The following is a 25450-nucleotide window of genomic DNA, read 5'->3' on the forward strand; positions in this document are numbered from 1 at the left end:
TCGTGACGTAAGACTGCCAAATACAAATAAAATTTAGGGAGAGAACGATGAGCGATTTCGACAGGCGAAGTGTGCTTAAAGCCGGCCTGGGCGGCGCAGCGTTGCTGGCTGGCCCAGGTATCGTCCCCGTCCGGGCTGCGGAGTGGACCAACACGCCGGAGCCGAACGCCTCTATCCGCGTGCTGCGCTGGAAGCAGTTCATCCAGGCCGAGTTCGACAAGTTCGCCGAGCAGACCAAGAAGTTCTCCGAGAAGACCGGCATCAAGGTGAAGCTCGAGGCCGAGAGCTGGGAAGACATTCGCCCCAAGGCCGCGGTCGCCGCCAACGTCGGCGCCGGTCCCGATCTCATCATCGGGACGCTCGATGACCCCTTCAAATTCCCCGAGAAGCTGATCGACATGACCGATGTCGCCGACTATCTCGGCAAGCAGTATGGCGGCTGGTACCCGGTGGCCGAGCGCTACGGCAAGAAAGGCAACGGCTGGATCGCCATTCCGCAAGGCGCGACCGGCGGCTGTCTGAACTACCGCATCAGCCACGTGAAAGCCGCGGGCTTCGAGCAATTCCCCAAGGACACCGACGGCTTCCTCAAGCTGTGCCAGGCCCTGAAGAAGAACAACACGCCGGCGGGCTTCGCGCTCGGCCATGCTACGGGCGATGCCAACGGCTGGTGCCAGTGGGCGCTGTGGGCGTTCGGCGGCAAGGTTGTCAACGACAAGAACGAGGTCGTGATCGACTCGCCGGAGACGATCGCCGCGATCGAATACGTGAAGCAGCTCTATGCGACGTTCATTCCGGGCGTGCTGTCGTGGAACGATAGCAACAACAACAAGGCGTTCCTGAACGGCGAGCTCAGCCTCACCCTGAACGGCATCTCGATCTGGACCGTCGGCAAGAACTCGACCGATCCGAAGCAGCAGGAGATCGCCAAGGACATGGATCATGCGCCGATGCCGATCGGGCCCGTGGGCGTGCCGACCGAGCAGCAGAACGTCCTCGTCTACTACGGCTACAAGCACTCGAAGTATCCGAAGGCGGTCAAGGAATACATCAAGTTCATGATGGACAAGGAGAACTACGACGCCTGGGAGGTCGCCTCCAACGGCTACGTCTCGCCGCCGCTCCCGGCCTATAACGACAATCCGGTGTGGACCTCCGATCCCAAGATCACGCCGTATCGCGACTGTCTGAAGCGCTGCCGCGATAACGGCTATGCCGGCGATCTTGGCTATGCCTCGGCCGCCGTCATGGGCGACTTCGTCGTGGTCGATATGTTCGCGGAAGCCGCCTCCGGCTCGGCCACGCCGCAGGAGGCAGCGAAACGCGCCGCCGAGCGCGCCAAGCGCTACTACCAGGTCTGATCCGCTAGCGCGGCGGCGTCCAGTTCGCTGGGCGCCGCCGTTGTCGTTCTTTTTGGGAGTCCGACATGGCCGTTATCGCCGAGCCCGTCGCCGCGCAGATCAAGCGCAGCAGCTTGTGGACCAGGGCGTTCGAAAGCCGGAATTTTCTCGGCGCCATGTTCATGGTGCCGGCGATCGCCATCCTGATCCTCTTTCTGGCTTATCCGCTGGCGCTCGGGTTCTGGCTCGGCATGACCGACACCAAGATCGGTGGCGTCGGCCGTTTCATCGGCTTCCAGAACTTCGTCTCGCTGTCCAAGGACAGCGTGTTCTGGCTGTCGGTGTTCAATACCATTTTCTACACGGTGTTCGCGAGCATCGTGAAGTTCGCGGTCGGGCTCTATCTGGCCCTGCTGCTCAACGAGCGGCTGCCGTTCAAGTCGATGGTCCGCGCCATCGTGCTGTTGCCCTTCGTGGTGCCGACCGTGCTGTCGGCGATCGCCTTCTGGTGGATCTATGACAGCCAGTTCTCGATCATCTCCTGGGTGCTGATCAAGGCGGGCCTGCTAACCCACTACATCGATTTCCTCGGCGATCCCTGGAATGCGCGCTGGTCCGTCGTGCTCGCCAACATCTGGCGCGGCGTGCCCTTCGTCGCGATCACGCTGCTGGCGGGATTGCAGACCATCTCGCCGTCGCTCTACGAGGCCGCAAACCTCGACGGCGCCACCAACATGCAGCGCTTCCGCCACATCACGCTGCCGATGCTGTCGCCGATCATCGCGGTCGTGATGACGTTCTCGGTGCTGATGACCTTTACCGACTTCCAGCTCATCTACACCATCACGCGCGGTGGTCCGATCAATGCGACGCACCTGATGGCGACGCTGTCGTTCCAGCGCGCCATCACCGGCGGCAACCTTGGCGAGGGCGCGGCGATCTCGAATGCGATGATCCCGTTCCTGGTCGCGGCGATCCTGCTCAGCTTCTTCGGGCTTCAACGCTCACGCTGGCAGCAGGGCGGGAGGGACTGACCATGACCACCGTAGACGATCAAAGCGTCGGAATGGACTATCTGGAGAGTTTTCCGCGGAAGTTCCTGCGCGTTTATCTCCCGCTCGGTCTGATCATCCTCTTCCTGCTGTTTCCGTTCTACTGGATGGCGGTGACGACGTTCAAACCCGACGCGGAAATGTACGACTACGAGAAGTACAATCCGTTCCTGATCGCGCACCCGACCCTGGAGCACATCAAGAAGCTGTTCTTCGACACCGACTATCCGCTGTGGATGTGGAACACGGTGATCGTCTCGGTGTCCTCGACCTTCATCTCGCTGTTCGCCAGTGTCTGCGCGGCCTATGCGATCGAGCGCCTGCGCTACAAGGGCTCGCGCTATGTCGGCCTCGCGATCTTCCTCGGCTATTTGGTCCCGCCCTCGATCCTTTTCATTCCGCTGGCGGCGATCGTATTCCAGCTCGGCCTGTTCGACGGCAATCTGGCGTTGATCCTGACCTATCCGACCTTCCTGATCCCGTTCTGCACCTGGCTGCTGATGGGCTATTTCCGCACCATTCCCTACGAGCTGGAGGAATGCGCACTGATCGACGGCGCCACGCGGCTTCAGATCCTGGTCAAGATCACGCTGCCGCTGTCGCTCCCAGGGGTGATTTCGGCCGGCATCTTCGCCTTCACGCTGTCCTGGAACGAGTTCATCTACGCGCTGACCTTCATCTCCTCGTCGGAGAACAAGACCATTCCGGTCGGCGCCATCACCGAGCTCGTCAATGGCGACGTCTATCATTGGGGTGCGCTGATGGCGGCGGCCCTGACTGGCTCGGTCCCCGTAGTTATCCTTTATTCCTTCTTCGTAGAGTACTATGTGTCGGCGATGACCGGCGCCGTGAAGGAATGATCGCGGGGCCTGCCTGAGAACGCGCCAACGGGTTTCAAGAGCGGCGCGTTCCGGCCAATAAGAAGGAGTAGGCTCTTGCACATTCTGGTTCTGGGCGCGGCTGGCATGGTCGGCCGCAAATTGTGTGAACGTCTCTTGCGCGACGGCCGTCTCGGCAAGAGCGACATCACCAAATTGACCATGCATGACGTGGTCGAGCCCAAGAAGCCGGAGAAAGCCGGTTTTCCGGTCGAGACCGTCGCGGGCGATTTCGCCGTCCCCGGCGCTGCCGAAAAGCTGATCGCCGGCCGCCCGGACGTGATCTTCCATCTCGCCGCGATCGTCTCGGGCGAGGCCGAACTCGATTTCGACAAGGGCTACCGCATCAACCTCGACGGCACGCGGATGTTGCTCGACGCGATCAGGCTCGTCGGCGGCGGCTACAAGCCCCGCGTGGTGTTCACGTCCTCGATCGCGGTGTTTGGCGCCCCGTTCCCGGATGCGATCGGCGACGAGTTCTTCCATACGCCGCTGCTCAGCTACGGTACCCAGAAGGCGATCGGCGAATTGCTGCTGGCCGACTATTCCCGCCGCGGCTTCTTGGACGGGATCGGCATTCGCCTGCCGACCATCTGCATCCGTCCCGGTCTGCCCAACAAAGCGGCATCGGGCTTCTTCTCCAACATCCTGCGCGAGCCGCTGGCCGGCAAGGAGGCGATCCTCCCGGTGTCCGAGGACGTCCGCCACTGGCACGCGACGCCGCGCTCGGCCGTCGGCTTCCTGCTGCATGCTGGAACCATGGATCTCGCCAAGGTCGGTCCGCGCCGCAACCTGACCATGCCGGGCCTGTCGGCTACCGTCGGCGAGCAGATCGCCGCGCTGAAGCGGGTCGCGGGTGACAAGGTCGCAGCCCGCATCAAGCGGGAGCCCGATCCCTTCATCGTCGGCATCGTCGGCGGCTGGCCGCGCAACTTCGACGCAAAGCGGTCGCTCGAGCTCGGCTTCACCACTGCCGAGAAGACTTTCGACGACATCATCCGCATTCACATCGAAGACGAGCTCGGCGGCAATTTCGTCGCCTGATCTAACCGATGAATAGCCGGGATATGACGATGGCGAGCGTAGCTTGCATCGGTGAATGCATGGTCGAGCTTCGGCAGGCTCAGGGCGGGCAGGCCGGCGGCCTGTTCTCGCGCGGCTTCGGCGGCGACACTCTCAACACGGCGGTGTATCTGGCGCGGCTCGATGTCAAGGTCGACTATCTCACCGCGCTCGGCGACGACGGCATGAGCGACGAGATGATCGCAGCCTGGAATGCCGAGGGCGTTGGCACGCGGCGCGTGGTGCGACTGCCGGGCAAGCTGCCCGGCCTCTACATGATCCAGCTGGATGCCAATGGTGAGCGCCAGTTCTTCCACTGGCGCGACAGTGCGGCCGCGCGGCAGTTGATGAGCCTGCCGGAGACCGACGAGCTGCTCAACTCGCTGATGAGCTACGACATCGTCTATCTCTCCGCGATTACGCTCTCGATCTATGATGCCGCCGGGCGCGACCGGCTGTTCGCGGCGATCAAGCGTGCGCGTCTGCTCGGCACCCGTTTCGTGTTCGACACCAACTTCCGCGCGCGCGGCTGGCCGGATCGCGACGTCGCGCGTGAGGTGTTTGCGGCGGCGTTCGCGGCTGCCGACATCGTGCTGACCTCGACCGAGGATATGCTGGCGCTCTATCCCGGCGAAAGTCCTGAGCAATTGATGGCGCGCATCCCGACGCCTGAGCTGGTGTTCCGGCTTGCCGAGCCGGTCAGCCTGCTGCGCTTCCCCGGCGGGACCAGCGAGGTCCGCGCCGAACCCATGACCAAGCCGGTCGTCGACACCACGGCGGCCGGCGACAGCTTTGCCGCGGCCTATATCGCGGCCCGGCTCGGCGGTTCCGAGCCGGTGGAGGCGGCCCAGGCCGGCCATCGTCTCGCCAGCCTCGTGATCTGCTATCCCGGCGCCATCATTCCGGGCTATGCCATGCCACCGAAGAAGCGGCATCGTCCGGCGCCCACGCGCCAGGCGACCAAGTAAACGAAAAGATCCCTTAAGATGACCACCACCGCCCAACAGAACCACCTCGTCGCGCTGTTCAAGGCCGCGACCGTCATTCCCGTCCTCACCATCGAGCGTATCCAGGACGCCGTGCCGCTGGCGAAAGCGCTGGTGGCCGGCGGCGTCCGCACGCTGGAGGTGACCATGCGCACCCCCGTTGCGATCGAGGCGGCGCGGGCGATGATGGCCGAAGTGCCCGATGCGGTCGTCGGCATCGGCACCATTCTCAATCCGGCCGACTTCACCCGTGTCGAGAAGCTCGGCGTCGCATTCGGCATCAGCCCGGGCCTGACCCCCGATCTCCTCAAGGTCGCCGCCGATAGCTCGCTGCCGTTCGCGCCGGGCATTGCCACGGCGTCCGAGCTGATGACGGCGCTGTCCTACGGCTTCGACGTCGCAAAGTTCTTCCCGGCCGAGCAGGCCGGCGGCATCAAGGGCCTGCGTTCGCTTGGCGGGCCGTTCCCGAACGTGCGGTTCTGCCCGACCGGCGGGGTCGGCGAGGCCAATGCGGCGACCTGGCTTGCCGAACCCAACGTGGTCTGTGTTGGCGGTTCCTGGCTGTGCCCGACGGCGGAGATCAAGGCGGGGAACTGGGCCGGCATAACTGCCATCTGCCAGCGCACCCTCCAGGCCCTTAAACCTGCGTGAAGTCTTGCCATCCCTGGGCTAAGACTTAGGTCAGCAAGAGACCGCCAGGGAGAAAAGACCATGACCGCCAGCATCGTCGGATGGGCGCATACGCCATTCGGCAAGTTCGACACCGAAACCGTCGAAAGCCTCGTCACCCGCGTCGCGAATGAGGCGATGGCCGATGCCGGCATTTCGGCCTCCGACGTCGACGAGATCGTGCTCGGCCATTTCAACGCCGGCTTCTCGGCGCAGGATTTTACCGCCTCGCTGGTGCTCCAGGCCGACCCGAAGCTGCGCTTCAAGCCGGCGACCCGGGTCGAGAACGCCTGCGCCACCGGCTCTGCTGCGGTCCATCAGGGCCTGCGGGCGATCGCCGCAGGGGCAGCAAAAATCGTGCTGGTCGTCGGTGTCGAGCAGATGACGCGTACGCCGGGCCCCGAGATCGGCAAGAACCTGCTCAAGGCGTCCTATCTGCCGGAGGACGGCGACACCGTCGGCGGTTTTGCCGGCGTATTCGGCAAGATCGCCAGCTCTTATTTCCAGAAATACGGTGACCAGTCCGATGCACTGGCGCTGATCGCGGCCAAGAACCACAAGAACGGCGTCGCCAATCCCTTCGCCCAGATGCGCAAGGATTTCGGCTTCGACTTCTGCCGCGCCGAGAGCGAGAAGAACCCCTATGTCGCGGGTCCCCTGAAGCGTACCGACTGCTCGCTGGTCTCCGACGGTGCGGCGGCGCTGGTGCTGGCCGATACCGAGACCGCCAAGGGCATGAGCAAGTCGATCGGCTTCCGCGCCACTGCGCATGCCCAGGACTTCCTGCCGATGTCCAAGCGCGACATCCTCCAGTTCGAGGGCTGCACGGTCGCCTGGCAGCGTGCACTGGAAAAGGCCGGTGTGACGCTCAACGATCTCTCGTTCGTCGAGACCCACGACTGTTTCACCGTCGCCGAGCTGATCGAGTACGAAGCGATGGGCCTGACGCCGAAGGGGCAGGGCGCCCGCGCCATCAAGGAAGGCTGGACGCTCAAGGACGGCAAGCTGCCGGTCAATCCGTCCGGCGGCTTGAAGGCCAAGGGCCATCCGATCGGCGCCACCGGCGTCTCCATGCATGTGATGACCGCGATGCAGCTTGCAGGGCAGGCGCCGGAAGGCATGCAGCTGAAGAACGCCAAGCTTGGCGGCATCTTCAACATGGGCGGCGCCGCGGTCGCCAACTACGTCTCCGTCCTGGAGCCGCTGAAGTAAGCTCGCTCAGGGTGGGCAAAGGCGCCATGCGCCGTGCCCACCTCTTTCTTGCGCTAGATCATGGTGGGCCGGTTCCAGCCCGCCTTAATGCTCTGATTGATTTGCAGGGAATGCATCATGAGCACTGACTACGAAGATTCACTTTCTCTCGAGGCCCTCAACGATCGGATCGCGATCCTTGAGGATAATATCCGCCAGCTTATCGAGCAGGCTGCTGCCGCATCCGGCGAGCAGAGCGAGTCGCGGATCGCCGACCGTATCAACCAGCAGAACGATGAACTCGACCGTCTCATGAAGATCCGCGAATCCCGCCAGAAGAAATAGCTGCCGATTGCTGCGCATGCGGCCATACGCCGGCCGCCCTTGTGCGCCCGGCGTCGCTGCCGTTAGCTGGACCGAAATCGCGGGGACATCTCAAGCCTGCGCAATCGGGAGTGAACGGATGGGGCCGCTGAAGGGCATCAAGGTCATCGACATGACCACCGTGCTGATGGGGCCCTATGCGACCCAGATGCTCGGCGACTACGGCGCCGAGGTGGTCAAGGTGGAATCGCTCGACGGCGACGTCACCCGCCTGATCGGTCCGATGCGGCACACCGGCATGGGTCCGGTGTTTCTCAACACCAACCGCAGCAAGCGCTCGATCTGCCTTGACCTCAAGAAACCCGCTGGCCGTGAAGCTGTGCTGCGCCTGCTGACGGACGCGGACGTGCTCGTCTACAACGTCCGTCCGCAGGCGATGGCGCGGCTTCAGCTCGGCTACGACGTCGTCTCCGCGATCAATCCGCGCCTCGTCTATGCCGGCGTGTTCGGTTTCGGCCAGGACGGGCCTTATGCCGCCAAGCCCGCCTATGACGACCTGATCCAGGGTGCCACGGCGCTTCCCGCGCTGATGGCGCAGACCGGTGATGGCATTCCGCGCTACGTGCCGAATGCGCTGGTCGACCGCATCGTCGGCCTCACCGCCGTCGGCGCGATCTGCGCCAGCCTCGTGCATCGCGATCGCACCGGGCGCGGCCAGCGCGTCGACATCCCGATGTTCGAGACCATGGCCGGCTTTGTCATGGGCGACCACATGGGTGGGCTCACCTATGAGCCGCCACTCGACAAGGGCGGCTATGCCCGCCACCTCTCGCGCGACCGCAGGCCGTACAAGACTTCCGACGGCTATCTCAGCGTCATCGTCTACAACGACAAGCAGTGGGAGAATTTCTTCAAAGCGACGGGGCGTGACGATCTGCGTGCCGATCCCAAATTCGCGACGTTTGCTGGCCGCGCCGCCAATATCGACGTCGTCTACGCCGAGCTCGCGCGCATCTTCGAGACGCGCACGACGGCCGAGTGGATCGAGCTGCTGACCAAGGCCGACGTGCCCGTCATGCCGATGCACGACCTCGCGTCGATCCTGCACGATGAGCATCTGGAGGCGACCGGCTTCTTCCCGGTTGTCAACCACCCGACCGAAGGACCGATCCGCAGCATGAAGGTGACGGCGACCTGGTCGGAGACCGAGGCCGAACCGGTGCGCCTGGCGCCGCGGCTCAACGAGCACGGCGCGGAGATTTTGCGCGAGGTTGGATACACGCAGGACGAGATCGCCGCCATGGTCCGCGATGGCGTCACGCGCGCGGTGCCGGAGTAGGGGAGAATGATCAGGGCTCTCTCATCCGTCATTCCGGGGCTCGCGAAGCGAGAACCCGGAATCTCGAGATTCCGGGTTCGGCCCTTCGGGCCGTCCCGGAATGACAAGGGGGCGGGAACATGAGCTTCATCACCGGCGTCGGCCTCACGCCCTACGGCAAGCACGAAGGCTCATCCTCGCTCGACCTCATGCGCAAGGCGGCGCAAGCTGCGCTCGACGATGCCGGGCTGAAACGCAGCGATGTCGACGGTATCCTCTGTGGCTATTCCACCGTCTCGCCGCACATCATGCTGGCGACCGTGTTCGCCGAGCATTTTGGCATCCGCCCGTCTTACGCCCACGCCGTGCAGGTCGGCGGCGCCACCGGCCTTGCGATGACGATGCTCTCGCATCACCTCGTCGCATCAGGCGTCTGCCGCAACGTCCTCGTCGTCGCCGGCGAGAACCGTCTCACCGGGCAGAGCCGCGATGCCTCGATCCAGGCGCTGGCGCAGGTCGGGCATCCCGACTACGAGGTGCCGCTCGGGCCGACCATTCCCGCTTATTACGGCCTCGTCGCCAACCGGTACATGCACGAGTACGGCGTCACCGAAGCGGACCTCGCCGAATTTGCGGTGCTGATGCGCGCCCACGCCTGCACCCATCCCGGCGCGCAATTCCAAGATCCGATCACGGTTGCGGACGTCATGGCCTCGAAGCCGGTCGCGCTGCCGCTCAAGCTGCTGGACTGCTGCCCGGTCTCCGACGGTGGTGCCGCTTTCGTTATCAGCCGCGAGCGGACCGGAGAGGCCGGCGTGCGCATCCGCGGCTGCGCCCAGGCGCACACCCATCAGCATGTCACGGCCGCTCCCGGCCTGAGCGAGCTCGGTGCCGAGATCTCCATCGCGCGCGCCAAGGAAGCTACGGGGCTTGCGATCTCCGACGTGCGTTACGCCGCGATCTACGACAGCTTTACCATCACGCTCGCGATGCTGTTGGAAGACCTCGGCCTTGCCGGCCGCGGCGAGGCGGCCGCGCGGGTGCGTGCGGGTCATTTCAGCCGCGACGGGGCGATGCCGCTCAACACCCATGGTGGCCTGCTCAGCTACGGCCATTGCGGCGTCGGCGGCGCCATGGCGCATCTGGTCGAGACGCATTTGCAGATGACGGGGCGGGCGGCTAGCCGCCAGGTGCGCGACGCCTCGATCGCGCTGCTGCATGGCGACGGCGGCGTGCTGTCGTCCCATGTCAGCATGTTTCTGGAGCGGGTGCGATGAGCGAACGAATCGCGGACTGGACCAAGGGCGAGCAGGCGATCACGTACCAGACCTGCGTCGTATGCGGCCACATCCAGTATTTCCATCGCGCCTTCTGCGCTGCCTGTGGAGCCGCCGACCCGCGCGAGGCGCAGGCCAGCGGCAAGGGCACGGTCTATGCGACCTCGCTGGTCTGCCGCGCCGCGACGCCGGAGACGCGCGCGCACGTGCCCTACAACATCCTGCTGGTCGATTGCGCCGAAGGTTTTCGCATGATGGCCCATGGCGAGAAAGATCTCGCCATTGGCGACGAGGTGACCGCGGGCTTCAAGCCGTTTGCCGGTAAACTGGTCCCGTTCTTTGCGAAGAAGAGGTAGTGGGATTCGTCATTCGGGGGCGGTCAAGGACCGAGCCTGGAACGGGTATTCTGGGCCTGGCCTGTGCGAGGGCCACCCCGGAATGACGAAAACTCTGAAACGCTACCTAACGCCCGTAGAACAAGATGCTGGCGATGACGAGCATCGCCATCACCGCCAGCATGTGCGCGAACGCTTCCGAGGCCGCCCCCTTGGTGGCTTCCTTCATGCCGTCTTCTCCCTAGACTTGGGCGTGACTCGTCGTTGCGTGGTAAGCGCAAAACGGCCAATTATTTTACTCGGAACACCCCACTTGCGAGTACTCACCGCGATTTGTCCCCACGCGGCGAATATCGACTGTGCCAAGGTCGATCAGCAATGCGGCGGCAATTTGACTCGATAATGTTGCTCCTGCGTCCACGCAAGAATAGAGTTTTTGGGAACTTGCTCCGGCAACGACAATAAACATCAAAAGCTTCAGGAAAAACTCAAGGCAAATCATGGCCCGTATCGACTACAGCGACCCGTCCGGAGCGTCCGACCGTACCCGCGAAATCCTCGACAAGAACCGCAATGCCAACATCTTCCGGATGATGGCGCATTCGCCGAGCTATTTTGAGCAGTACTGCCGCCTCGGCGGCGCGATTCGCCACAAGGGCGAGCTCGATCCCGTCGTGCGCGAGCTCGCGATCACCCGCACCGGCATCTTGTGCGAGGCACCGTACGAGATCATCGCGCACCAGCGCATCGGCAAGAATGTCGGCGTCACCGACGCGCAGAATGAGGCGCTCGAGAACTGGCAGGCTGCGACCTGTTTCGACGAGACCCAGCGCGCCGCGCTTGCCTTCACCGACGAGATCGTCAAGCTGAAGAAGCCGACGGACGCGACCTTCAAGGCGATCGCCGCGAAGCTGACGCCGGCCGCACTGGTCGAGCTGCAGCTCTCGGTCGGGTTCTACATCATGACGTCAAAGTTTTTGGAGACGTTTGAGATCGATCTCCAGCCCGTCACCGAAGTGGTGGGCTGATCAGCCGCGATCTGCGAGGGATGGTCATGACGATCGATGAATATGCGGCCTGGGCCGCAACCGTTGCGAAAGTCGATGAGCATCCCTCGAATGAGCGGCTGTCCTATCTCGGGCTAGGCCTTGCCGGTGAATCCGGCGAGGTCGCCGAGCACATCAAGAAGCTGCTGCGCGACGACTGGCTCGACAAGGCGGGTCTCGTCGAAGAGCTCGGCGATGTCATCTATTACTGGGCCTGCCTGTGCGCCGCGACGGGGCAGCAGCCATCCGAACTGCTCAAGGCCAGCGCCGCCAAGATCAAGCGGCGGATCAGCGAGGCGGCAAGCCGCTAAAGCGCCGCACTACGTCGACGTCAGGATGTCGACCTTGGTGTTGGCGACGATCAGACGATCGGCCAACAGCTGCGCCAGATTGCGCATGATCCGCTCGCTCGCCCGCGGGTGCTGCCTGCGAAATCGCTCGAAATCCTTCAGAGGCACTTCGAACGCGGTCGCCGCCATGTCCGCGAACACGTCGGCGGAGCGGGCGGTCTCGATCAGCGCCATCTCGCCAAACGCCATTCCGGCGGTCAGCGTCGCGAGCCTGACGCCGTCGGGCAGGGTGACATGAACGGCGCCGCTACGCAGGAAGAACAAGGCATCGGCGGGATCGCCCGTCGTGATGATCTTTGCGCCGGACTGATAGGTCCGGATCGTGCAGATCGAAGCCAGATCTGTCAGCTCTTCTTCGCTAAGGCCGTCGAGCAGCGGCTGCTCGGACAGCTCGGTGGTCTCGTGAAAATCGATCGAGCCGCCATAGCGGTAGACGATCTGGTCTTCCGCCCATTCGATCGCGGTGTCGAGCAGATAGAAGTCGCGGACGTTCTTCAGCTCCGCGGTCCACTCCCGCAAGCTGTTCCATTCCTTGGAGGTGCGCCGGACGCCCGACAGCACCACGGTCACATTCAGCGCGGCGAGCTCTTCGAAGGCCTCGGCCAGCAGCCGGGCGCCGGCGCGCGTAGTCGAGGTGACGCGGTGCAGGTCGAATACGACGATTTGCGGCCGCGGTTGTCCCGCGAGCCTGCGCGTCACGTAGTCGACGGCCGACAGCGACAGCACGCCGACCAGTTCGATGACCGGCACGGCCTGGTCGTGCGCGGCGAGGATATCACGCTCCTGCTGGCGGCGGACGCGGCGTGACGGGCTCTTGCCGATGTCGTAGTCGGCAATCACCGCGTTGCGGGCGTCGTCGCTGCGGTTGAGCATGTGCAGATCGTAATGCGAGGACAGCGCCTCGCAGACCTTGATGCCGCGCACGCTGTTGCCGTGCTTGTCGAGCTTGGGCGAATAGCTGCCGAGCCCGAGACGGGCAGGGAGCGCTGCCAGAATGCCGCCGCCGACGCCGCTCTTGGCGGGGATGCCGATCCGGTAGATCCACTCGCCGGCATAGTCGTACATGCCTGACGACGTCATCACCGACAGCGTGCGCGAGATCGCGTAAGCGCTCAGCACCTGCTCGCCGGTGACCGGATTGACGCCGCGATTGGCCAGCGTTGCCGCCATCACCGCGATATCGCGCGCGGTGACCAGCACGGCGCATTGCCGGAAATAGACATCGAGCACGCCGGCGACATTGTCCGAGATCACCGCATTGGTCTTGAGCAGATAGCCGATGGCGCGGTTGCGGTCGCCGGTCTGGCTCTCCGACGTATAGACCGCCTCGTCCACGGCGAGATCGCGGCCCGCAAAGCGGCTGAGCGCCAGGCGAATCTGCTCGAAGGCCTCGGCGCCCTTGCTGGCATGGATCAGCCCGGTGCAGGCGATCGCGCCGGCATTGACCATCGGATTGAATGGATGATTTTCGGAGTTGAGCCGGATCGAGTTGAAGGGATCGCCCGAGGGTTCGACGCCGATCGCACTCTCGACTTTACTGGCGCCCAGAAGATCCAGCGCCAGCGCGAACACGAACGGTTTCGACATCGACTGGATCGTGAAGGGCACCCTGGAGTCGCCGACTTCGTAGACATGGCCGTCCAGCGTTGCGAGGCTGATGCCAAAATAGGCAGGATCGGCCTTGCTCAATTCGGGAATGTAGTCGGCGACATGGCCTGACGTCTCTGCGGAGAATTCGTTGAGGCACGTGTCGAGAAACCGCAGTAGCGGCGGCTTCGAGCGGGTCCAGGCAGTGGCGGGCGGCGGTTGCGCTATCATCGCCCACTTGTGCAACGCAATCCGAGCACGCGCAACCCGTCAACGTCTGCAGGCCGGTGCATTGTAACGCCCGGACGCAAGATGCCGATCGCCATGGCGATATGATCTGTTTCAGATTGTCGCGGACGGGAAGCCGCCGGCGGCGCGTGCTCAGCTCGCGACGATCGCAATCGCTTGGCCTTCGGCAACGAGGTCATCGATCTTCACGAGCAATGATGTGAGCGTGCCTGATGCGGGTGAGGGTACCGGTATCTCCATCTTCATGGCTTCGACGAGCACAATTTCATCGCCATCGGCGACGGTTCCTCCAACTTGCACGGGAGTCGCGCAGACGCGACCGGCGACCTCCGTGACGATCTTAATTTCTGGCATGCCATCGCCTTTTTGTTGTCGTCGCAAAATGCCTGAGGTAGCGTCGTCTGCAAGTGGAATTTAATTCCGCACAGCGGAACAACCGGTAGGGATCATGGGACGACGTTCGGAGCGATTGAGCAGGCAAGGTGCGCTCGCCGGCGATGCCGGTGAGGGTGATGTTATCCAGGTGGTGTCGCGCGCGTTCGACGTGTTGCGATGCTTCGAGGGCCACGATAGCAGGCTCGGCAACCTCGAGATTTCAAATCGCTGCGGCTTGCCGCGCTCGACGGTGTCGCGGCTCACGCACACGCTGACGCGCATGGGGCAGCTGGTCTATCTGCCGCGCGATCAGAAGTATCGGATCGGCCCGAGTGCGGTGGCGATGAGCGCCTCGATGATGAAGGGCGCGCAGCTGCGCAGCATGATCCGGCAGCGGCTGCAGGAAGTCGCCGAGCAGCTTCCAGGCACCGTCGGCTTCGTCGTGCCCGATCGCTTCCATCTGGTTTATCTGCAGTTCGCGCGCTCGGCTTCTGCGCTCGGCCTGCACGAGGGCACCGGCAGCCGGATATCCATGGCTTCGACCGCCGCGGGCGCGGCTTACACGGCGGCCTTGGCGCCGGAAGTCGGCGATGCCTACATCGCGGAAATGGAGCGCGAAGCGCCTGAGGCGGCAAAGATCCTGAAGCCCCGTATCGAGGCCAACAGGCAGTCGCTGCGCGAGCGCGGCTACGTCACGGCCTGCGGCCTGTGGAGCCCGCACATCAATGGCCTGGCGGTGCCGATCTGGTCGCCGCAGTACCAGACCTTCGTGGTCGTTACGATCGGCCTTCTCTCGGCGATGTATGACGAGCAGCGTCTGCATGCCGAGGTCGCGCCGTTAATGCTGACGCTCGGCCGTTCGCTCGGCAGCCTGATGGAGGGCGCCGAAGGCGACGTCTTCAACAACCGCATCCCGCGCAAACCGGTCGCAATGGCCGTGCACAACAATAATAAGCCGATCAATTCGGAGGGAGTGAATGAACTGGAAGCCGGAACTCGACGAGCTCGCCCGGCGCGAAGCCTTCGCGCAGGAGATGGGCGGCGTTGACAAGGTCAAGCGACAGCATGACCAGGGCCGGCTGACTGTTCGGGAGCGCATCGACAGACTGATCGACAAGAATAGCTTCCACGAGATCGGTGCCGTCTCCGGCATCGGTGAGTACGATTCCAGCGGTGAGTTGCAGAAGGTGACGCCGGCGAACTGCGTGTTCGGCCGCGCGCGCATCGACGGCCGCAGCGTTGTCGTCGTCGGTGACGATTTCACGGTGCGCGGCGGCTCCGCGGATGCGTCGATCTCCGCCAAGCCGTTGATGGCGGAGGAGATGGCGCACGACTTCCGTCTGCCCATCGTCCGCATCATCGAAGGCTCCGGCGGTGGCGGTTCGGTCAAGACCATCGAGACCAAGGGCGCGGCGAATTTGCCGGGCGGCATTGGCGGCACCCGCTGGTATCGCTTCACGACGGAGAACCTGTCGCGCGTGCCCGTAGTCGCGCTTGGCCTCGGATCGGTTGCGGGCCTGGGCGCCGCACGTCTTGCCGCCAGCCACTATTCCATCATGACGCGGAAGTCCGCGATGTTCGTTGCGGGGCCGCCGGTGGTGAAGGCGCTGGGCCAGAACCTCTCGAAGGAAGAGCTCGGCGGCGCCGACATTCAGACCCGCGCCGGCGCGGTCGATCATGCCGTCGACACGGAGGAAGAAGCGTTTGCCTGCGCGCGGCGCTTCCTGTCCTATCTGCCGTCATCGGTCTATGAGCTGCCGCTGACCTTGCCCTGCACCGATGATCCGGAGCGCAGCGAAGAGGCGCTGATGAATGCGGTGCCGCGCAACCGCAAGCAGGTTTACAAGATGCGGCCGATCATCGAGCAGGTCGTCGACAAGGGCTCGTTCTTCGAGGTCGGCAGCAATTTCGGCAAGCCGATCATCGTCGGCCTGGCGCGGCTCGAGGGCCGCGCGGTGATGCTGCTCGCCAGCGACAGCTTTCACTATGGCGGCTCGTGGACGGCGGATGCCTGCCAGAAGGTGGTGCGCTGGGTCGACTTCGCCGAGACCTTCCATCTGCCGATCGTCTATCTCATGGACTGCCCGGGCTTCATGATCGGCCTCGACGCCGAGAAGGCGGCAACCATCCGCCACGGCGTGCGCGCCATGGCCGCGGTCAACCAGACCACCGTGCCCTGGTGCACGGTGATCTTGCGCAACGCGTTCGGTGTCGCCGGCGTCGTGCATCAGCCGGCCGACCGCTTCTCGATCCGCTACGCCTGGCCGTCGGCCTATTGGGGCTCGCTGCCGCTCGAAGGCGGCATCGAAGCCGCCTACCGCGCCGACATCGACGCGGCCGAGGACAAGGCAGTCAAGCTCAACGAGATTCAGGAGCGGCTCAACAAGCTGCGCTCGCCATTTCGTTCGGCCGAAAAATTCTGGGTCGAGGAAATCATCGATCCCCGCAAGACGCGCTCGCTGTTGTGCGAGTTCGCGCGCCTCGCCGAGCCGCTGCGGAAAGCGGGACCGCCCGAGAGCATGACGATCCGGCCGTAAGGCCGAGTTGTCATTGCGAGCGCAGCGAAGCAATCCAGGTTGTCTCTGCGGAAAAACTCTGGATTGCTTCGCAGCGCTCGCAATGACGATTGTTGCTCGTGCATGCCCGGGTTCCATTGGCCGGGCCAGGTTAGCGCTGCCTAAATCCAGCCATTTTTCGCCGCGCTTCAGACCCATTTCGGTCAAACCGATATTGGTAGCTCCTACCCGGGGCAGGGCCCTCCAGATGGAGTCCTGCAATGATCAAGCGAGTAATTTCTGCGTGCTTCTTTATTGCCATTAGTTCAGTTGCCTCCGAAGCGCGACCCTATCGCAATCTTCAAGCGCCTGGGTGCAACGTCACCATGCCCTGCGACTTTTCGTATTCGCAAACGCAACGCGAGCGGGCTCCCAGGCGTTCCCTGCAAGCCTATCGCGCAACGCAAATGAGGGTGACAGACACGGGGTACACCGCCACGACGATCAACGTGTCCGGTGGTGATCGCGTCATCGGCGGTCGTCCGGCCGGTTGCCCTTCGTCCTTCTGCGGCTGCGGCGCGGCGCTGCGCGTGTTCGGCCATATCGTGCCGGAATTGAACCTCGCCGCCAACTGGCTGCGTTTCCCGCGCACGGCGCCGGCGCCGGGAATGGTCGCAGCGCGGCGCGGGCATGTCTTCGTTCTCGAGCAACCCCTCGGCGGCGACATGTGGATGGCGTATGACGCCAATTCAGGTGGTCACGCCACACGCATGCATGCGCGCTCGTTGCGGGGATACACGGTCGTCAACCCGCGCGCTTGAGGCAATGGCAAGGTGCCCGGCGTACATCACAGCCGGAGCACCTTGCCGGGATTCATGATGTTCTGCGGATCGAGCGCGCGCTTGATGGTGCGCATGATGTCGAGCTCGGTCTTCGAACGGTAGTGGCTGAGCTCGTCGAGCTTCTCGATGCCGATACCGTGCTCGGCGGAGATCGAGCCGCCCATGGAGGTGACGAGATCGTTCACGGCGCGCGTGATGGCAGCTGTGTATTGGTTCAGCGTTTGTTGATCCATGCCAATCGGCCCCATGAACGAGAAGTGCAGATTGCCGTCGCCGATATGCCCCAAAGGATAGGGGCGAATGCTCGGAAGAATCTCCAGCACGGCCTTGAGTCCCTTGTCGATAAACTCCGGAATCCCGGAGATCGCCACTGATATGTCGTAGCTGATCCCCGGACCTTCGGCGCGGGAGGCCTCGGCCATGCCTTCCCGGATGCGCCACATGTTGCGCGATTGACTGACGGTCTGCGCGATCACCGCGTCGAGCAGGCGACCGGCCTCGAGTTGATCGGCGAGAAATTGCTCCAGCTTCTCCGACATGCCATCGGCCCCGTCCAGTCGCGGGCGAGAGGACGACCATTCCAGCAGCAGATACCACGGCGTATCCGCATTCAGCGGATCCTGGACGCCGGGAATATGGCGCATCACGAGGTCGACGGCCGCGCGGCTCAGCAGCTCGCAAGAGCCGACATTGTCTTCGGACGCGGCGTGTGCCTCAGAGAGGATCTCCAGCGCCGCGCGCGGATCGCGGACGGCGAGCCAGGCCGTGCAGACATCCTTCGGCGCCGGCCATAGCTTCAGAACCGCCTTGGTGATGATTCCCAGCGTCCCTTCGGCGCCCATGAAGAGGTGCTTGAGGTCGTAACCGGTGTTGTCTTTCTTCAGCGCACGCAATCCGTTCCAGACGTCGCCGTTGGGCAGCACGACTTCGAGCCCGAGCACGAGATTGCGGGCATTGCCATAGCGCAGCACCTGCACGCCGCCGGCATTGGTCGAGAGGTTGCCGCCGATCATACAGGAGCCCTGGGCGCCGAGGCTGAGCGGCAGGAACCTGTCGTGGCTGGCCGCGATCTCCTGCAGCGTTTGCAAAACGCAGCCGGCCTCGACCGTCATGGCATACCCGACGGGATCGACCTCTAGCACGTGGTTCATCCGTCCGAGCGACAGCACGATGCCGGTGTGGGCAGGCCAGGGCGTGGCGCCGCCCATCAGCCCGGTGTTGCCACCCTGCGGGACGATCGCGATGCCGTGCTGATGGCACAGCCGGACGACTTTCGAGACTTCCTCGGTGTTGCCGGGACGTATGACGGCCCCGGCGCCACCAACCAGCAGCCCTCGCCAGTCGGTGACGAACGGCTGCTTGCCGTGCTCGTCCTCAACAAAGCCCTTCTCGCCCACGATCGCGCGCAACGCATCGCGCAGCTGGGCGGTCAAGGGAGCGGTCGGAATGGTGGGGACGGGCGAGGGGAAGGCAGTCGGCATTTCGTTTCCTCTGGCGCATCTTGGTGTGCACTGCGCGCGCGAAGCGCTTCAGGCCGCATTGTCCACGTTTGGGCCGTGGAGTCTATCGGCAAAGACCAAGGCCAATCATCAGCCGTTCCTGATGGAAGCGCGGCATCCCGGATATCGCGATCGAGCATGCAGATGTCCAATGATGGTCTCATGCCGGTATTCGGCATCCGCGCCATGGCCGCGCGTCAACCAGATTGCGGCGTGCTGGTGCACGATAATCCCGGGCAGCGCCTTCGCATCGCCGGCGTGGTGCATCCGCTGCCCGATCGCTTCTCGGTCCGCTACGCCGGTCGCGCCCTGGCGAAAGGGCACGATGCTAGGAACGATTTTCGGCGCGCCGCATTCAACGCGTATGAGGAACCTATACTTCGGCATCAGCGCTCTCGCTGGTGCGCTGGTTCTCCTCACGATTTGGCTGGGCCAGCACGAACGGCAGGCGTCAATCGACCGCCTCGAGCAATGGGAGATTCGGTCCCCGTCTGAGCGCTAGCGTGATGCGCCCCTCGGGCGGCCTATCGAACCCGAACGATCTGACCGGCGTGTCGCTGGTGGTGACGCCGCTGTGTTCGGCGTCACCACCACGATCAGGTATCAGGCCATTGCGGGCTTCGGCTGTGGTTTCGGCTGCCTCGACAACGCCAGCACGATCAGCGAGGCGAACACGCAGAGCGCGCCGGCGATAAAGAAGGCGGGCAGGTAGCTCTGCAGCAGCGTCCGCGACAGGCCTGCGCCGAAGGCGGCGGTGCCGGCGCCGAGCTGGTGGCCGGCGAAGATCCAGCCGAACACCAGATTGGCGCGCTCGGGTCCGAATTTCTGCGCGGTGAGGCGCACCGTCGGCGGCACCGTCGCGATCCAGTCGAGGCCGTAGAACATCGCAAAGATCGACAGGCCATAGAACGAGAAATCGCTGAAGGGCAGGAAGATCAGCGAAAGACCGCGCAGGCCGTAGTACCAGAACAGGAGATAGCGATTGTCGTAGCGGTCCGACAGCCAGCCCGACATGATGGTACCGAAGAAATCGAAGATGCCCATCGCCGCCAGCAGGCTCGCCGCCTGCACCTGCGGGATGCCGAAGTCGAGGCACATCGGGATCAGGTGCACCTGCACGAGGCCATTGGTCGAGGCGCCGCAGACGAAGAAGGTCGCAAACAGGATCCAGAACGCGCTCGACTTCGAGGCGTCGCGCAGCGTGCCAAGCGCCACGGCCGTGATCGAGCCATGGCTCGCCGGCGGCGCGGGCACAGGCTCGGTGCCTTCGTCGCCGAAGGGACGCAGGCCCAGATCGCTCGGCCGGTCGCGCATGACGAGCGCCACGGCCGTGGCGGAGACGCCGAGCATGATGCAGACGAAACCGAGCGCCAAACGCCAGCCGAAGCGTTCAGTCAGGCTTGCGAGCAGCGGCAGGAACACGAGCTGACCGGTGGCGACGCTTGCGGTCATGATGCCGATGACCAGGCCGCGTCGCGCCGCGAACCAGCGCGTGGCGATGGTGGCGCCAAGCACGAGCGCGGTCATGCCGGTGCCGATGCCGATTACCACGCCCCACAGGGCTACGAGTTGCCAGACCTGGGTCATGCCGATCGAGAGCACGAGCGCCGAGACGACGATCAGCTGTGCCGTCAGGGTGACGTTGCGCAGGCCGTAGCGGTTGAGGAGGGCGGCCGCGAACGGCGCCATCAGCCCGAACAGGATGAAGCGGATCGAGAGGGCGGAGGAGATCTCTGCCGTGCTCCAGCCGAACTCCTTCTGGAGCGGAACGATGAATACGCCGGGCGCGCCGACCGTGCCGGCGCTGATCAGCGCGGCGAAGAAGGTCACGCCGACCATCACCCAGCCGTAGTGAATATTGCGGCGGCCGAGCGCTGCCGAAAGCCAATTCGAGATCATTGCCCTCAATCCAGGTTGGCGGGCTTCGGGACACCCGCGTCATTGTCGCAGTCTGCCATGGAAGCCGGAAGTCTGAAATGACAGACTTCCCTTATTTTAGGACATCGCCCCGGCTAGTGCGCGAGACGCTCCACCGCGATCGCCGTGGCCTCGCCGCCGCCGATGCAAAGCGCAGCAATGCCGCGCTTGAGATTGTTGGCCTCGAGCGCGTGCAACAGCGTCACGATCAGCCGCGCACCGGTGGCGCCGATGGGATGGCCGAGCGCGCAGGCGCCGCCATTGATGTTCAGCTTGTCGCGGGGAATGCCGAGATCGCGCTGCGCGGCCATCGCCACGACCGCAAAGGCTTCGTTGATCTCGAACAGGTCGACATCACCGGCGCTCCAGCCGACCTTGTCGAGCAGCTTGCGGATCGCCGGGATCGGCGCCGTGGTGAACCATTGCGGCTCCTGGCTGTGGGTGGCGTGGCCCTTGATCGCGGCAACAGCAGGAAGGCCGTTGCGATCGGCGAGCGAGCGCTTGGTCAGCACCAGCGCGGCGGCACCGTCGGCATTGGCGGAGGAGGCTGCCGGCGTGATGGTGCCGTTGGCGCGGAAGGCCGGCTTCAGCCCGGGGATTTTTGCGGGATCGACCTTCAGCGGATGCTCATCATTGGCGATGATGCGCTGACCTGCCTTCTCTGTCAGCGTGATCGGTGCGATTTCGGACTTGAACGCGCCGCCCTCGACCGCCTTGCGTGCGCGGCTCAGCGTCTCCATCGCATAGGCGTCCTGGTCCTTGCGGGTGAACTGATAGGCTTCCGCGGTCGCTTCGCCGAAATCGCCCATGGAGCGGCCGGTCTCGTAGGCATCCTCGAGGCCGTCCATCATCAGGTGGTCGATGATGCGGTCATGGCCGGCGCGATAGCCGCCGCGCGCCTTCGCCAGCAGATACGGCGCGTTGCTCATGCTCTCCATGCCGCCGGACACGACGATCTCGGCCGAGCCGGCGCGAATGATATCGTGCGCCAGCATGGTCGCCTTCATGCCGGAGCCACAGACCTTGTTGACGGTGGTGGCGCCGGTGGCGTCGGGGAGACCAGCGCTACGTGCGGCCTGACGCGCCGGCGCCTGGCCCTGGCCAGCCGGCAGCACGCAGCCCATGAAGACCTCGTCGACCTTCTCCGGGGCAAGCTTGCCGCGCTCCAGTGCGGCGCCGATCACGTGCGATCCAAGCTTGTGCGCGGCGAGCGGCGACAATTCGCCCATGAAGCGGCCGATCGGAGTGCGGGCGGCGGAGACGATGACGACGGGATCGGCGGCTTCGGCCATGACGAGACTCCCTGCGAGGGTGTTTAAGATTATATCCATCATATGATGCGATGCAAAAAATGCAACCGCGGCAGGGATGAGAAAATGTCGTGGTTCGGATGAGAATTGGTTGTTCGAATGGGGAAGGCGGCTTATCTCTTCCGGTTCACGAATGCCTGCATCAGCCGCGTCGGCTCGTCCGTCAGGAACGACTCGCCGAACACCTTGACGCTGAGATTCACGGATTCCGTCAGCGGCAGCTCCTCCCATTGCCGCAGCAGCGCCTTCTGGGACCGCAGCGCCTCCGGGCCGCATTCGAGCAGCGCTGTTACGAGGTGCTCGATCTCGGCATCCAGTCCGCCGGCCGGCGCGACCTTGTCGACCAGGCCCCAGGCCAGCGCTGTCGGTGCGTCGATGTTCTCCGCGGTCATGACCAGCCAGCGCGCGCGAGCCCAGCCGATCAGACGCGGCAGCAGCGCGGCGTGGATCACCGAGGGAATGCCAACGCGCACCTCGGGCATGCCGAAATATGCATCATGCGCGGCGATGCGGAAGTCGCAGGCGGCCGCCACTTCGAGCCCGCCGCCGAGACACCAGCCGGGCATACGCGCGATCACGGGGGCAGGGAATTGGCGCACGGCCTCGCAGAGATCGCGCAGGCGGCTGATGAAGGCCTCGGCCGCCTTCTGGTCGAGCTTCGCCATCTCCTTGATGTCGGCGCCACCGATCATGCTCTTCTCGCTCTGGCCGCGCAGCACCAGCACGCGGATGCTGCGGTCGGTCGCGAGCTGCTGCAGGCCTTCGCGCATCGCGTCTGTCACCGGTGAGCCCAGAATATTCAGCGAGCCGGCGTTGCAGATCGCGACATGGACGACGCCCCGCGAATCGCGCGTTACGCCGCAGTGGTTGTTGAGCATTTCCATCCGGGGGATCTCGAAAATTAGCGGACATGCGCGACAGCGCGCGGCCGGCATTACTCCGGGCCGAAATGCCGTCCTTGTCAAGCGGGCGAGACGGAGTTGCCAACGCGAAGTCCGCGACATAGTATGACGTATATCATTCAAAAAGGGGCTGCCATGATCGACTCGGCTCAACTGGACCTGTTTTCGCCTGCGCGGCGGCGAGAACGGGTGGTGGACTGGCAGGTGCCGGCGCCGGTTGCAGAGGTGGCAATGGGTTTTTCGGGCATGGACGCCATGCTGGGTATCCGCGATGGACGCCTGCCGCCGCCGCCTTTCGCAAAACTGATCGGCTTCATCATGGCCGTGGTCGAGCCGGGCCGGATCGTGATGGAACTGGAGCCGCGCGAGGATCTCGAAAACACAATCGGCCTCCTGCACGGAGCGACCGCCGCCGCGCTCCTCGATACAGCCATGGGGTGCGCCATTTCGACCCGATTGGAGGCCGGGCAATCGTCCGTGACGCTCGATCTGAAGATGACCTTCCTGCGTCCCCTGTCGGTCCGATCGGGGGTGATCTCGGCCGAAGGCAAGGTCATCAAGCTCGGGCGTCAGACCAGTTACACTGAAGGCTTTGTCCGTGACGGTAAGGGGACACTCGCGGTCCATGCAACTGCAACCTTTTCCATGATCGGCAACAATTTTACCGGGAATTAATGCGCCGGTGGACCGATATACGTGTTATGAGATGACTTCCGACATCCAATGAGAGCTGCATGCGCTATTCCCGGGAACACAAGCAGGAAACCCACGACCGCATCGTGAAGAAGGCCTCTGTGCGCCTGCGCGAAAAGGGAGCCCATGGTATCGGCGTTGCCGACCTCATGAAGGAGGCGGGCCTCACCCATGGCGGCTTCTATGCGCATTTCGATTCGCGCGAGGCGCTGGTGATCGAGGCCTTTGCCTACGCCATGGACCGCTCGATGGAACACTGGCGCAAGCTGACCGGCGAGGCTGCTCCCGACAAGCGGCTGGCGCTGATCGCGGAGTCCTACCTATCGTCGCTCCACCGCGACAATCCCGGCCATGGTTGCTCGATCCCCGCGCTCGGCGCCGAGATTGCCCGCGAGAGTCCGAAGACGCGCAAGGCATTTGCCGGCAAGCTCGACGAGATGATCGAGATGATGACCGATTTCATTCCCAATTTGCCGCGCAAGGCCGCGCGAAAGCAGGCGATCGCGACGCTGGCCACGATGGCCGGCACCATGCTGCTGGCGCGTATCGCGGGTTCGAGCGAGCTGTCAGACGAGGTGCTGAAGGCGGGCAAGGACAGCGCGCTGGATGGTGCGAGACGTGAGCCGAAGGTAACGGCTGCGAAGAAGGCGAAGCAGAGCTAGGCCGAGGTGCCATAGGGTGGGCAAAGGCGCGCATGCGCCGTGCCCACCATCTCTCCACGTTCGCGGTCATCATGGTGGGCACGCTTCCCGTTGCCCTCCCGGGAGCGGCGGTCTACCGCCCCGCAAACAACGCCCGCTCGCGCTCCACGATCTCCCCGATGTAATCCGCCACGGCCCGGATCCGCGCGAGATCCTTGCTGTCGGCGTGCATCAGCATCCAGAACGTCCGCGTGATCGAGATCTCCTCCGGCAGCACCGCGACAAGCTGCGGATAGTCGCTCGCCATGAAGTGCGGCAGCACCGCGATGCCGAAGCCTGAGAGCGTGGCGTTGAGCTGCGCGATCAGATTGGCGCTGCGGAAGCGCGCGGAGATCCGCGGCGACACCTGCGGCAGGTAGTCAAGCTCCGGCGTGAACAGCAATTCCTCGATATAACCGACGAAGCGATGTTGCAGCAGGTCCTGCCGCGCGGCAATTTTCGGGAAGCGGTCGAGATAGGCGGGGGCCGCATACAAGCCGAGGCGGTAGTCGAGCAGCTTGCGGCCAACGATGCGGCCTTCCTTCGGCATGGTCAGGCTGATTGCGATATCGGCCTCGCGCTTGGAGAGGCTGAACAGCCGCGCCGTGGCCACAAGTTGCAAATCGAGGTCGGGATAGCGGTCGGCGAAGGGGGCGAGCCGCGGCGCCAGGAAGGCGGTGCCGAAGCCGTCGGGCGCGCCGATCCGCACCGTGCCGGTCAGCCGCGCCACGGAGCCGCCGACCTGCTCCTGGTTGGCGACGATGGTGGATTCCATTGCCTCGGCGCTGTCGGCCACGCGCTGGCCGGCCTCGGTGAGCAGGTAACCGGTCTTGCGCCGGTCGAACAGCTTTGCCGAGAGGTGCTTTTCCAGCCGGTCCACGCGGCGGATCACGGTCGCATGATCGACGCCGAGCTGTTTTGCCGCAGCCGAGACCGAGCCGCCCCGCACGATGGCGAGCACGAAGCGGAAGTCGTCCCAGTCGATGTGACCTTGATCCAGCATTTTCGCACATCTATGGTGCAATATCTCAGACTTGAATCCTATAAAATGCAGGTCGATAGGATTTGTCAAA

Annotated in this window: 26 protein-coding genes; 18 read left to right on the top strand and 8 right to left on the bottom strand. The window is 64.1% G+C overall.

Annotated elements, in window-relative coordinates:
- Window positions 1-47: 47 nt before the first annotated feature.
- From JQ587_RS14945 to JQ587_RS14995, 11 genes are all read left to right on the top strand, one after another.
- Window positions 48-1361 (top strand): ABC transporter substrate-binding protein, encoded by a 1314-nt coding sequence (locus JQ587_RS14945; RefSeq protein WP_212299247.1) that lies wholly within the window; start codon window positions 48-50, stop codon window positions 1359-1361.
- 65 nt (window positions 1362-1426) lie between these two features.
- Window positions 1427-2374 carry a carbohydrate ABC transporter permease gene (locus tag JQ587_RS14950; RefSeq protein WP_212299248.1) on the top strand — a complete coding sequence of 316 codons (948 nt, stop codon included), beginning with the start codon at window positions 1427-1429 and terminating at the stop codon, window positions 2372-2374.
- Window positions 2375-2376: 2 nt separating this feature from the next.
- The gene (locus tag JQ587_RS14955; RefSeq protein WP_212299249.1) at window positions 2377-3252 is read left to right on the top strand and encodes a carbohydrate ABC transporter permease; all 876 of its coding nucleotides are present in this window, start codon (window positions 2377-2379) and stop codon (window positions 3250-3252) included.
- A 75-nt stretch (window positions 3253-3327) separates the two neighbouring features.
- Entirely contained in the window at window positions 3328-4314 is a 987-nt protein-coding gene (gene denD, locus JQ587_RS14960) for a D-erythronate dehydrogenase (RefSeq protein ID WP_212425766.1), read from the top strand.
- Between the two features lie 29 nt (window positions 4315-4343).
- Window positions 4344-5300 (top strand): sugar kinase, encoded by a 957-nt coding sequence (locus JQ587_RS14965; protein WP_212425767.1) that lies wholly within the window; start codon window positions 4344-4346, stop codon window positions 5298-5300.
- Between the two features lie 18 nt (window positions 5301-5318).
- Entirely contained in the window at window positions 5319-5969 is a 651-nt protein-coding gene (gene eda / locus JQ587_RS14970; protein ID WP_212299252.1) for a bifunctional 4-hydroxy-2-oxoglutarate aldolase/2-dehydro-3-deoxy-phosphogluconate aldolase, read from the top strand.
- Between the two features lie 60 nt (window positions 5970-6029).
- Window positions 6030-7199 carry an acetyl-CoA acetyltransferase gene (locus JQ587_RS14975; RefSeq protein WP_212425768.1) on the top strand — a complete coding sequence of 390 codons (1170 nt, stop codon included), beginning with the start codon at window positions 6030-6032 and terminating at the stop codon, window positions 7197-7199.
- 117 nt (window positions 7200-7316) lie between these two features.
- The gene (locus JQ587_RS14980; RefSeq protein ID WP_212299254.1) at window positions 7317-7523 is read left to right on the top strand and encodes a hypothetical protein; all 207 of its coding nucleotides are present in this window, start codon (window positions 7317-7319) and stop codon (window positions 7521-7523) included.
- A gap of 118 nt (window positions 7524-7641) precedes the next feature.
- On the top strand, window positions 7642-8841 hold the full coding sequence (locus tag JQ587_RS14985) for a CaiB/BaiF CoA transferase family protein (RefSeq protein WP_212425769.1): 1200 nt from the start codon (window positions 7642-7644) through the stop codon (window positions 8839-8841).
- A 119-nt stretch (window positions 8842-8960) separates the two neighbouring features.
- Complete coding sequence (locus tag JQ587_RS14990) at window positions 8961-10097, top strand: thiolase family protein (RefSeq protein ID WP_212425770.1); 1137 nt, start codon at window positions 8961-8963, stop codon at window positions 10095-10097.
- Window positions 10094-10453, top strand: a complete 360-nt coding sequence (locus JQ587_RS14995) for a Zn-ribbon domain-containing OB-fold protein (protein ID WP_212299257.1) — start codon at window positions 10094-10096, stop codon at window positions 10451-10453. The genes JQ587_RS14990 and JQ587_RS14995 overlap by 4 nt, the downstream gene beginning before the upstream one ends.
- A 274-nt stretch (window positions 10454-10727) precedes the next feature.
- Here JQ587_RS14995 and JQ587_RS15000 read toward each other — a convergent pair whose 3' ends face one another.
- Entirely contained in the window at window positions 10728-10934 is a 207-nt protein-coding gene (locus JQ587_RS15000) for a hypothetical protein (protein WP_212299258.1), read from the bottom strand.
- Here JQ587_RS15000 and JQ587_RS15005 point away from each other — a divergent pair.
- Window positions 10933-11460, top strand: a complete 528-nt coding sequence (locus tag JQ587_RS15005; protein ID WP_212425771.1) for a carboxymuconolactone decarboxylase family protein — start codon at window positions 10933-10935, stop codon at window positions 11458-11460. The two genes, JQ587_RS15000 and JQ587_RS15005, sit on opposite strands and share 2 nt — an antisense overlap.
- Window positions 11461-11486: 26 nt before the next feature.
- Window positions 11487-11789: a nucleoside triphosphate pyrophosphohydrolase family protein gene (locus tag JQ587_RS15010; protein WP_212425772.1), complete on the top strand. Its 303-nt coding sequence runs from the start codon at window positions 11487-11489 to the stop codon at window positions 11787-11789.
- A gap of 9 nt (window positions 11790-11798) precedes the next feature.
- Here the strand turns inward: JQ587_RS15010 and glsA are convergent, their stop codons facing one another.
- Window positions 11799-13646: a glutaminase A gene (glsA, locus tag JQ587_RS15015; RefSeq protein WP_212425773.1), complete on the bottom strand. Its 1848-nt coding sequence runs from the start codon at window positions 13644-13646 to the stop codon at window positions 11799-11801.
- A 150-nt stretch (window positions 13647-13796) separates the two neighbouring features.
- Window positions 13797-14018 (bottom strand): acyl-CoA carboxylase biotin carboxyl carrier protein subunit, encoded by a 222-nt coding sequence (locus JQ587_RS15020; RefSeq protein ID WP_212299262.1) that lies wholly within the window; start codon window positions 14016-14018, stop codon window positions 13797-13799.
- Window positions 14019-14112: 94 nt separating this feature from the next.
- Here JQ587_RS15020 and JQ587_RS15025 point away from each other — a divergent pair, with 94 nt between their 5' ends.
- From JQ587_RS15025 to JQ587_RS15035, 3 genes are all read left to right on the top strand, one after another.
- The gene (locus JQ587_RS15025; RefSeq protein ID WP_212299263.1) at window positions 14113-15087 is read left to right on the top strand and encodes an IclR family transcriptional regulator; all 975 of its coding nucleotides are present in this window, start codon (window positions 14113-14115) and stop codon (window positions 15085-15087) included.
- Entirely contained in the window at window positions 15017-16576 is a 1560-nt protein-coding gene (locus JQ587_RS15030; protein WP_212425774.1) for an acyl-CoA carboxylase subunit beta, read from the top strand. The genes JQ587_RS15025 and JQ587_RS15030 overlap by 71 nt, the downstream gene beginning before the upstream one ends.
- A 239-nt stretch (window positions 16577-16815) precedes the next feature.
- Window positions 16816-17355 (top strand): hypothetical protein, encoded by a 540-nt coding sequence (locus JQ587_RS15035; RefSeq protein WP_212425775.1) that lies wholly within the window; start codon window positions 16816-16818, stop codon window positions 17353-17355.
- Window positions 17356-17381: 26 nt separating this feature from the next.
- Here JQ587_RS15035 and JQ587_RS15040 read toward each other — a convergent pair whose 3' ends face one another.
- The 4 genes from JQ587_RS15040 to JQ587_RS15055 all read right to left on the bottom strand — a co-directional run bounded on the left by JQ587_RS15040 (window position 17382) and on the right by JQ587_RS15055 (window position 22986).
- The gene (locus tag JQ587_RS15040) at window positions 17382-18857 is read right to left on the bottom strand and encodes an FAD-binding oxidoreductase (protein ID WP_212425776.1); all 1476 of its coding nucleotides are present in this window, start codon (window positions 18855-18857) and stop codon (window positions 17382-17384) included.
- Between the two features lie 621 nt (window positions 18858-19478).
- On the bottom strand, window positions 19479-20774 hold the full coding sequence (locus JQ587_RS15045) for an MFS transporter (protein WP_212299267.1): 1296 nt from the start codon (window positions 20772-20774) through the stop codon (window positions 19479-19481).
- Window positions 20775-20887: 113 nt separating this feature from the next.
- Window positions 20888-22084: an acetyl-CoA C-acyltransferase gene (locus JQ587_RS15050; RefSeq protein ID WP_212425777.1), complete on the bottom strand. Its 1197-nt coding sequence runs from the start codon at window positions 22082-22084 to the stop codon at window positions 20888-20890.
- 131 nt (window positions 22085-22215) lie between these two features.
- Window positions 22216-22986, bottom strand: coding sequence for an enoyl-CoA hydratase (locus tag JQ587_RS15055; protein ID WP_212299269.1), 771 nt, complete (start codon window positions 22984-22986; stop codon window positions 22216-22218).
- 153 nt (window positions 22987-23139) lie between these two features.
- Between JQ587_RS15055 and JQ587_RS15060 the strand changes: the two genes are divergently transcribed.
- Window positions 23140-23679, top strand: coding sequence for a PaaI family thioesterase (locus JQ587_RS15060; protein ID WP_212299812.1), 540 nt, complete (start codon window positions 23140-23142; stop codon window positions 23677-23679).
- Between the two features lie 59 nt (window positions 23680-23738).
- Complete coding sequence (locus JQ587_RS15065; RefSeq protein WP_212425778.1) at window positions 23739-24359, top strand: TetR/AcrR family transcriptional regulator; 621 nt, start codon at window positions 23739-23741, stop codon at window positions 24357-24359.
- A 112-nt stretch (window positions 24360-24471) separates the two neighbouring features.
- Here JQ587_RS15065 and JQ587_RS15070 read toward each other — a convergent pair whose 3' ends face one another.
- The gene (locus JQ587_RS15070; protein ID WP_212299271.1) at window positions 24472-25380 is read right to left on the bottom strand and encodes a LysR family transcriptional regulator; all 909 of its coding nucleotides are present in this window, start codon (window positions 25378-25380) and stop codon (window positions 24472-24474) included.
- Window positions 25381-25450 lie beyond the last annotated feature (70 nt).

Origin of the sequence: Bradyrhizobium manausense, from assembly GCF_018130615.1 — a bacterium.
Classification (GTDB): domain Bacteria; phylum Pseudomonadota; class Alphaproteobacteria; order Rhizobiales; family Xanthobacteraceae; genus Bradyrhizobium; species Bradyrhizobium manausense_A.

Excerpts from the sequence above, each read along its gene's own strand:
- JQ587_RS15030 (WP_212425774.1), top strand. The coding sequence starts at position 15,017 with ATGAACTGGAAGCCGGAACTCGACGAGCTCGCCCGGCGCGAAGCCTTC.
- eda (WP_212299252.1), top strand. The coding sequence starts at position 5,319 with ATGACCACCACCGCCCAACAGAACCACCTCGTCGCGCTGTTCAAGGCC.
- JQ587_RS15005 (WP_212425771.1), top strand. The coding sequence starts at position 10,933 with ATGGCCCGTATCGACTACAGCGACCCGTCCGGAGCGTCCGACCGTACC.
- JQ587_RS15000 (WP_212299258.1), bottom strand. The coding sequence starts at position 10,934 with ATGATTTGCCTTGAGTTTTTCCTGAAGCTTTTGATGTTTATTGTCGTT.
- glsA (WP_212425773.1), bottom strand. The coding sequence starts at position 13,646 with ATGATAGCGCAACCGCCGCCCGCCACTGCCTGGACCCGCTCGAAGCCG.
- JQ587_RS14985 (WP_212425769.1), top strand. The coding sequence starts at position 7,642 with ATGGGGCCGCTGAAGGGCATCAAGGTCATCGACATGACCACCGTGCTG.
- JQ587_RS15010 (WP_212425772.1), top strand. The coding sequence starts at position 11,487 with ATGACGATCGATGAATATGCGGCCTGGGCCGCAACCGTTGCGAAAGTC.
- JQ587_RS14995 (WP_212299257.1), top strand. The coding sequence starts at position 10,094 with ATGAGCGAACGAATCGCGGACTGGACCAAGGGCGAGCAGGCGATCACG.
- JQ587_RS14975 (WP_212425768.1), top strand. The coding sequence starts at position 6,030 with ATGACCGCCAGCATCGTCGGATGGGCGCATACGCCATTCGGCAAGTTC.
- JQ587_RS15025 (WP_212299263.1), top strand. The coding sequence starts at position 14,113 with ATGGGACGACGTTCGGAGCGATTGAGCAGGCAAGGTGCGCTCGCCGGC.
- JQ587_RS14990 (WP_212425770.1), top strand. The coding sequence starts at position 8,961 with ATGAGCTTCATCACCGGCGTCGGCCTCACGCCCTACGGCAAGCACGAA.
- JQ587_RS15055 (WP_212299269.1), bottom strand. The coding sequence starts at position 22,986 with ATGGAAATGCTCAACAACCACTGCGGCGTAACGCGCGATTCGCGGGGC.
- JQ587_RS15065 (WP_212425778.1), top strand. The coding sequence starts at position 23,739 with ATGCGCTATTCCCGGGAACACAAGCAGGAAACCCACGACCGCATCGTG.
- JQ587_RS15045 (WP_212299267.1), bottom strand. The coding sequence starts at position 20,774 with ATGATCTCGAATTGGCTTTCGGCAGCGCTCGGCCGCCGCAATATTCAC.
- JQ587_RS15050 (WP_212425777.1), bottom strand. The coding sequence starts at position 22,084 with ATGGCCGAAGCCGCCGATCCCGTCGTCATCGTCTCCGCCGCCCGCACT.
- JQ587_RS14980 (WP_212299254.1), top strand. The coding sequence starts at position 7,317 with ATGAGCACTGACTACGAAGATTCACTTTCTCTCGAGGCCCTCAACGAT.
- JQ587_RS15060 (WP_212299812.1), top strand. The coding sequence starts at position 23,140 with ATGATCGACTCGGCTCAACTGGACCTGTTTTCGCCTGCGCGGCGGCGA.
- JQ587_RS15020 (WP_212299262.1), bottom strand. The coding sequence starts at position 14,018 with ATGCCAGAAATTAAGATCGTCACGGAGGTCGCCGGTCGCGTCTGCGCG.
- JQ587_RS14965 (WP_212425767.1), top strand. The coding sequence starts at position 4,344 with ATGGCGAGCGTAGCTTGCATCGGTGAATGCATGGTCGAGCTTCGGCAG.
- JQ587_RS14950 (WP_212299248.1), top strand. The coding sequence starts at position 1,427 with ATGGCCGTTATCGCCGAGCCCGTCGCCGCGCAGATCAAGCGCAGCAGC.
- JQ587_RS14955 (WP_212299249.1), top strand. The coding sequence starts at position 2,377 with ATGACCACCGTAGACGATCAAAGCGTCGGAATGGACTATCTGGAGAGT.
- JQ587_RS15040 (WP_212425776.1), bottom strand. The coding sequence starts at position 18,857 with ATGCCGACTGCCTTCCCCTCGCCCGTCCCCACCATTCCGACCGCTCCC.
- JQ587_RS14945 (WP_212299247.1), top strand. The coding sequence starts at position 48 with ATGAGCGATTTCGACAGGCGAAGTGTGCTTAAAGCCGGCCTGGGCGGC.
- JQ587_RS15070 (WP_212299271.1), bottom strand. The coding sequence starts at position 25,380 with ATGCTGGATCAAGGTCACATCGACTGGGACGACTTCCGCTTCGTGCTC.
- JQ587_RS15035 (WP_212425775.1), top strand. The coding sequence starts at position 16,816 with ATGATCAAGCGAGTAATTTCTGCGTGCTTCTTTATTGCCATTAGTTCA.